General features: G+C 75.3%; 6 protein-coding genes. 2 read left to right on the top strand and 4 right to left on the bottom strand.

Annotated elements, in window-relative coordinates; all coding sequences use genetic code 11:
• Positions 1-309: 309 nt before the first annotated feature.
• From ABZ885_RS33705 to ABZ885_RS33715, 3 genes are read right to left on the bottom strand one after another with little or no spacing between them, the layout of a single operon-like run.
• Positions 310-762, bottom strand: coding sequence for an N-acetyltransferase (locus ABZ885_RS33705; protein WP_360197274.1), 453 nt, complete (start codon positions 760-762; stop codon positions 310-312).
• Between the two features lie 44 nt (positions 763-806).
• Complete coding sequence (locus ABZ885_RS33710) at positions 807-2,453, bottom strand: amidohydrolase (protein WP_360197277.1); 1,647 nt, start codon at positions 2,451-2,453, stop codon at positions 807-809.
• Positions 2,454-2,513: 60 nt separating this feature from the next.
• On the bottom strand, positions 2,514-2,954 hold the full coding sequence (locus ABZ885_RS33715; RefSeq protein ID WP_360197280.1) for an Lrp/AsnC family transcriptional regulator: 441 nt from the start codon (positions 2,952-2,954) through the stop codon (positions 2,514-2,516).
• Between the two features lie 229 nt (positions 2,955-3,183).
• Between ABZ885_RS33715 and ABZ885_RS33720 the strand changes: the two genes are divergently transcribed.
• Complete coding sequence (locus ABZ885_RS33720; RefSeq protein WP_360197282.1) at positions 3,184-3,639, top strand: hypothetical protein; 456 nt, start codon at positions 3,184-3,186, stop codon at positions 3,637-3,639.
• Positions 3,640-3,780: 141 nt separating this feature from the next.
• On the opposite strand, the gene ABZ885_RS33725 is transcribed toward ABZ885_RS33720, so the two are convergent.
• Positions 3,781-4,944 (bottom strand): acyl-CoA dehydrogenase family protein, encoded by a 1,164-nt coding sequence (locus ABZ885_RS33725; RefSeq protein WP_360197284.1) that lies wholly within the window; start codon positions 4,942-4,944, stop codon positions 3,781-3,783.
• Between the two features lie 285 nt (positions 4,945-5,229).
• Between ABZ885_RS33725 and ABZ885_RS33730 the strand changes: the two genes are divergently transcribed.
• The gene (locus tag ABZ885_RS33730) at positions 5,230-5,808 is read left to right on the top strand and encodes a hypothetical protein (protein WP_360197286.1); all 579 of its coding nucleotides are present in this window, start codon (positions 5,230-5,232) and stop codon (positions 5,806-5,808) included.
• Positions 5,809-6,066 lie beyond the last annotated feature (258 nt).

The following is a 6,066-nucleotide window of genomic DNA, read 5'->3' on the forward strand; positions in this document are numbered from 1 at the left end:
ATTTTAAATGATCCGGGTACCACCGAGAACTAAACCTTTGCTTTTACACTATTACCCTCCACGCCGCTCTTCCGATGGGGCCGGCCCGCACCTGGGCGCGGGCCCGCGCCCACCGCCCGCGCACGGGCGCCTCGTCGGGGCTCTCGGGCGCGGTCCCGGACCGCTCCTGGGTGACGGGCATGGCCACCGGCGCACCATCTCTACTCGGCGCCGCCTCGCCGGGGGTTCGGGGGCGGCTGTTCGGACGCTGTCCGAAGAAGGTACCCCGGAAAGACACCCGGTCGTGAGGTGAGGGTGGTCCGGGCCGGTTCAGCGCGGGTGGTAGCGGACCTCGCCGAACGGCCAGGCCTCGGCGAGCCAGGCGGAGACCGTCCGGTGGAGCACGGCGTCCAGCTCGGACCGGTCGGCGCGGACCCAGGAGCTGACCTTGGTGACGGACGGGTCCTCACGGTCCGGGTAGATGTAGACGCAGCCGACCACGGCGTCCCCCGGGGTCTCCAGGACGGTGTAGGTGAAGCCGCGGCGGTGCGCGAAGTCGTCGGCGTGCCGGCGCAGGTCGGCCAGGTTCTGCTCGGGGGTCATGCCCCCGGCCGGCGGCCAGCCGCCGGTGAAGCCGGCCGTCGCGCGGATGTGGTCGACGCTCGACGTCCAGGCCGCGAGGTCGGACGCGTTGTGCTGCTCGCCGAGGGGCTCCAGGCGGAACCCCCCGGCGGTGAGCGTGCGGGGGACGGTGAAGTCGGCGGGTACCAGTTCGGTGGTCATGTGGATCAACCTAGATCGGGCTGCCCGGCCGGTTCACCGGGTTTTCACCCGGCGGCGAGGTGGACCGTCCGGCCGCGGACCACGGTGCGCAGGCAGGTCGGGAGCGGGCGGCCCGGGGTGAGGTCGGGCAGGCCGGGGGTGCCGGAGCGCGGGTCGGTGGACCAGCCGGCCACCCGGGAGTCGGGGGCCTGGACGACCAGGTCGTCGGCGGCCCAGACCGCGTAGCTGGCGACCGCGCCGGGAACGAGGACGCCGTCCTGGTCGCGGCCGAGCGCGCGCCAGCCACCGCGGGTGTGGGCGGTGAAGGCGGCGCGGACCGAGATCCGGTGCTCCGGGGTCCGGTGGAAGGCGGCCGCCCGGACGGTGCCCCACGGGTCGAGCGGGGTGACCGGGGCGTCCGAGCCGAAGGCCAGCGGGACGCCGGCCCGCAGCAGCGCCGCGAAGGGGTTCAGCGCGGCGGCGCGCTCGGCGCCCAGGCGCTGGACGTACATGCCGTCCGGGCCGCCCCAGGCGGCGTCGAAGGCCGGCTGGACGGAGGCGGTCAGGCCGAGCTCGGCGAAGGCCGCGACGGACTTGTCGTCCAGCGCCTCGGCGTGCTCGACCCGGTGGCGCAGCGCCCTGACCCGGTCGGCGCCGACCCGCTCCCCGGCCGCCCGGACGCCGTCCAGCACCGCCGTGATCGCGGCGTCGCCGATGGCGTGGAAGCCGGCCTGCAGCCCGGCCTCGGTGCAGGCGGCGACGTGGTCGGCGATCTGCCCGGCGCTCAGGTAGGAGGTGCCGGTGTGGTCGGCGTCGGCGTAGGGGGCGTGCAGGCAGGCGGTGTGCGAGCCGAGCGCGCCGTCGGCGAAGAGGTCGCCGCCGGCGCCGGCCGCGCCGAGCCTGGCCGCCGTCTCGACACCACCCAACTCGCCCCAGTAGCCGAAGACTTCGGGGCCCTTGTGCTCGGCGGCGAGGGCGAGCAGGGCGGCCAGGTCGGCCTCGGAGGAGATCTCCGGGCCGGCGCACTCGTGGAGCGAGCCGATGCCGAGTTCGGCGGCCCGGGTGAGGGTGGCGCGCTGGGCGCGGCGGCGCTGCCCGGGGGTGAGGCGGGCCAGCGCGGTCTGCCGGACGGCGTGGTGGGCGTCGCGGGTGAGCGGGCCGTCGGCGGAGTAGCCGGGCTGCCCGGCCAGGCCGGCGGTGAGCGCGCGCAGGGCGCCGGTGGCGAGCGCGGAGTGCACGTCGGTGCGGGAGAGGTAGACGGCGGCGCCGCCGGCGGCCGCGTCCAGCTCGGCGAGGGTCGGCGGGCGGCCCTCGGGCCAGCCCGTCTCGTCCCAGCCGTGGCCGATGAGCACGCCGCCGGGCTCCTCCTGGGCCCCGACGAAGGCGGTGACGGCGGCCAGCGCGGCGGCCAGCGAGGGGCTGCCGGTGAGGTCGAGGCCGGTGAGCGCCAACCCGGTGGAGGTGGCGTGCACGTGCGCGTCGACGAAGGCGGGGGTGACCAGCGCGCCGTCCAGCTCGACGATCTCGTCCGCCGTGTCCTCGTACGCCTCGGCGGCGCCGTCGCTGCCGACCCAGGCGACGTGCTCGCCCTCGACGAGCATCGCGGTGGCGAAGGGGTCGGCGGGGCTGTAGACGGCGCCACCGCGCAGCAGGACGGTCCGTGGGCCCCTCCTGCCCGCGGACGGGCCGGAAGGGAGGGTGCGTTCGGTCATGGCCCCAAGTCTGCACGCCGGCGGACCCGCCCCGGCCTCCGGGGCAGGTCCGACGCGCGCTCAGAGCTTCGGGGGCCGCGCCTCGTACGGGGTGGAGAGGACGACGGTGGTGCGGGTGGAGACGCCGGCCGCGCTGCGGATCCGGGCCAGCAGGTCCTCGAGGTCGCCGGGGGCGCCGACGCGGACCTTGAGGATGTAGTTCTCGTCCCCGGCGACGCTGTGGCAGGCCTCGATCTCGGGCAGCCCGGCGAGCCGCTCGGGGGTGTCGTCCGGGGCGCTGGGGTCGAAGGGCTTGACCGAGATGAACGCGGTCAGCGCCAGCTCGACCGCGTCCGGGTCGATGATCGCGGTGTAGCCGCGGATCACCCCGCGCTGCTCCAGGCGCCGCACCCGCTGGTGCACCGCCGAGGTGGACAGGCCGGTGGCCTTGCCCAGGTCCGTGTAGCTCATCCGGCCGTCCTCGAGGAGCAGCTGGACGATGCGTTGGTCGAGATCCTCCACAAGGCGCAAACCTACCCGTTCGGGGGCGTCGCCGGTGCCACGGGCGGAGCGCGCGGTGGCACGGGTGGCGTCACGGAGTGCCGGGCGGGCATGTGCCGGGCGAATGTGGCGAAGGACACACCGCGTGCATCACAGTGCACCGGCCTGCAGGGTTATGACTCCGCGTCGCAGGGAAGTGCTGGTTGTGGCCCCGGTCGACCACGCCGGGCCCGATCCGAGGGGGATCACCATGCGTGCAACTGACCAGCAGTCGCTGAGCGCCGACGACACCCACGATATGACCGGCCGCGACGACCTCGCGGTCCCGATCGGCCACGCGCCGGGGGTGGACCCGGGCGAGGCCGACACCTGGGAGATCATCCGGGTGCACTGCCCCGAGTGCCGCCGGCCGATCGCCCTGGTCGGCGACGAGGAGCGGCTGCCGCAGCACGCCGTGCTGCCCACCGCCTGGCACCCCTTCTCCCCCGCGCTCTGCCCGGGCTCGGGCGCGTCGGCGGACGACCTGGCCGAGGTGGAGCCGTCCGAGGAGACGGCGGCGGACGGCCTGGCCGCGCTGCTCGCGCTGCCGGCCGAACTCGACTGGCGGAAGCAGCCGTTCTCGCACGCCGTGGCGCACCGCCCGGTGCGGGTCCCGGCCGGTGCTCCGGTCATCCCGCAGCAGCGCAGCCGGCTCGTCCGGCACTGACCGCGCGTTCCGGCCGGGCGGCTCCCGGCCGGAGACACGGAAACCGACGGGCGTCACTCCGCACCCTGGAGTGACGCCCGTCGGCCGTTGTGGGGGCCTCCCGGCCCTGGTTCAGCCCCGGGCCGTGGCCCGGGCCCCGGCTCAGCCCTTGGTGAGGTGACGGCCGATCACCAGGCGCTGGATCTGGTTGGTGCCCTCGACGATCTGCAGCACCTTGGCCTCGCGCATGTAGCGCTCGGCCGGGAAGTCCTGGGTGTAGCCGTAGCCGCCGAGCACCTGGACGGCGTCGGTGGTCACCCGCATCGCGGTGTCGGTGCAGAACAGCTTGGCCATCGCCGCCTCCTTGGAGAACGGCAGGCCCGCGTCGCGCAGGCGCGCGGCGGACAGGTAGAGCGCGCGGCCGGCCTCGATCTGGGTGGCCATGTCGGCGAGCATGAAGGACAGGCCCTGGAAGTCGGCGATCGGCCGGCCGAACTGGCGGCGGGTGCGGGCGTAGTCGACGGCGAGGTCGAGCGCGGCCTGGGCGACGCCGATCGCGCAGGCGGCGATGCCGAGGCGGCCGGAGTCCAGCGCGGCGAGCGCGATCTGGAAGCCCTGGCCCTCGGTGCCGACCAGCCGGTCGCGGGAGACCCGGGCGCCGTCGAAGTGCAGCTGCGCGGTCGGCGAGGACTTCATGCCCATCTTCTGCTCCGGCGGGGCGGCCGAGAGGCCCGGCACCGACCCGGGCACCAGCAGGCAGCTGATGCCGCGCGGGCCCGGCTCGCCGGTGCGGACCAGGGCGCTGTAGAAGTCGGCCTGCCCGCCGTGGGTGATCCACGCCTTGGTGCCGCTCACCACGTAGTCCTCGCCGTCCAGGTCGGCGCGGGTGCGCAGGGCGGCGGCGTCGGAGCCGGACTGCGGCTCGGAGAGGCAGTAGGCGCCGAGCTGCTCGCCGGAGAGCATGCCGGGCAGCCACGCGGCGCGCTGCTCGTCGGTGCCGAAGGTGGCCAGTGCGTGGCAGGACAGGGTGTGCACGCTGACGCCGAGGCCGACCGCCAGCCAGCCGGCCGCCAGCTCCTCCAGGACCTGGAGGTACACCTCGTAGGGCTGGTCGCCGCCGCCGTGCTTCTCCTCGTACGGGAGGGAGAGCAGGCCCGCCTCGCCGAGGGTGCGGAAGACCTCGCGGGGGAAGCGGCCGACGGCCTCGTCCTCCGCCGCGCGCGGCTGGAGCTCGCGCTGGACCAGCTCCCGGGTGAGGCTCAGCAGCTCGCGGGCCTCCTCGGTCGGCAGCTGGCGGTCCACGGCTTTCGCAGGGGAGGGGGTCATGGCGGCTCGTCGCCTCCTCGTTCGGGCGCCGGACCCCGGTGTGGCGGGCCCGACGCGGGGTGTGGCAGGTCGGCCCGACCGGCACCGGGTTGCGGTGAACGGCCGTTCACGTACGTGGCGAAGCGAGTATGCCCGATCCCGGCGCCGCCGTCACGACCTGCGAAGAATCACTGTCCGTATCGGCGTGCGGGCCACCGTAGGGTGGCCGATGTGGCTCCTTCCGAAACCTCCGAAAGCTCGTCCGGCCGGGGAACGCGCGTACCCGTTCCGGCGTCCGCCGCGGACCTGACCGCGTTCGCCGCCGAGCTGCGCGCAGTGGCGCCGTCCTGCGGGCCGGTGCGGCTGGTCGCGGTGGACGGACACGCCGGGTCGGGCAAGACCACCTTCGCGGGTCGGCTGGCCGCCGCGCTCGGCGGCGCGCCGGTGGTCCACCTGGACGACCTGGCCACCCACGCGGAGCCGTTCGGCTGGACGGAGCGGCTGCGCACGCAGGTGCTGGAGCCGCTGGCGGCCGGGCGGGACACCGGGTACCGGGTGTACGACTGGACGCTGCGCCGGTTCGCCTCGACGGCGGCGGTGCCGCTCGCGCCGGTGGTCCTGGTGGAGGGGGTCGGCGCCGGGCGGCGCGCGGTGCGGCCGTGGCTCGCCCGGCTGGTGTGGATGGAGCTGGCGGCCGAGGACGCGCGACGGCGCGGCGAGGAGCGGGACGGGCCGGCCCTGGCGGAGTTCTGGGAGGGCTGGGCGCGGGCCGAATCCGCGCATTTCGCCGCCGACCCGAGCCGCCCGTACGCCGGGACGACGGTCGACGGGGTGACCGGACGGATCTCACCGAACACCGTCGGTGAACCTTCAACAAGCCCTTGACCTGCGACGTTGTCGCGAATTAGGTTCTGACCAGTTGCCGAACCCGCAGATCGTGCAACCAAGGACTCGGCACCCCCGGCTTGTTCCCCCGTGAGCCGGGGGTGTCGTCCCCTTTCCGCGGCCGGATGCCCCGACGGCACCCGTCCGGACGCCTGCCCGGCACCGGTCCGGCACCCGCCCGGCATCGTCCGGACGCCCGCCCCGGGCGCCGGCGCCTCCGCAGCCCGCGGCCACCCGCGGACCGAGCTGCGCGAAACG

Origin of the sequence: Kitasatospora sp. NPDC047058 (assembly GCF_040643935.1) — a bacterium.
Classification (GTDB): Bacteria; Actinomycetota; Actinomycetes; order Streptomycetales; family Streptomycetaceae; genus Kitasatospora.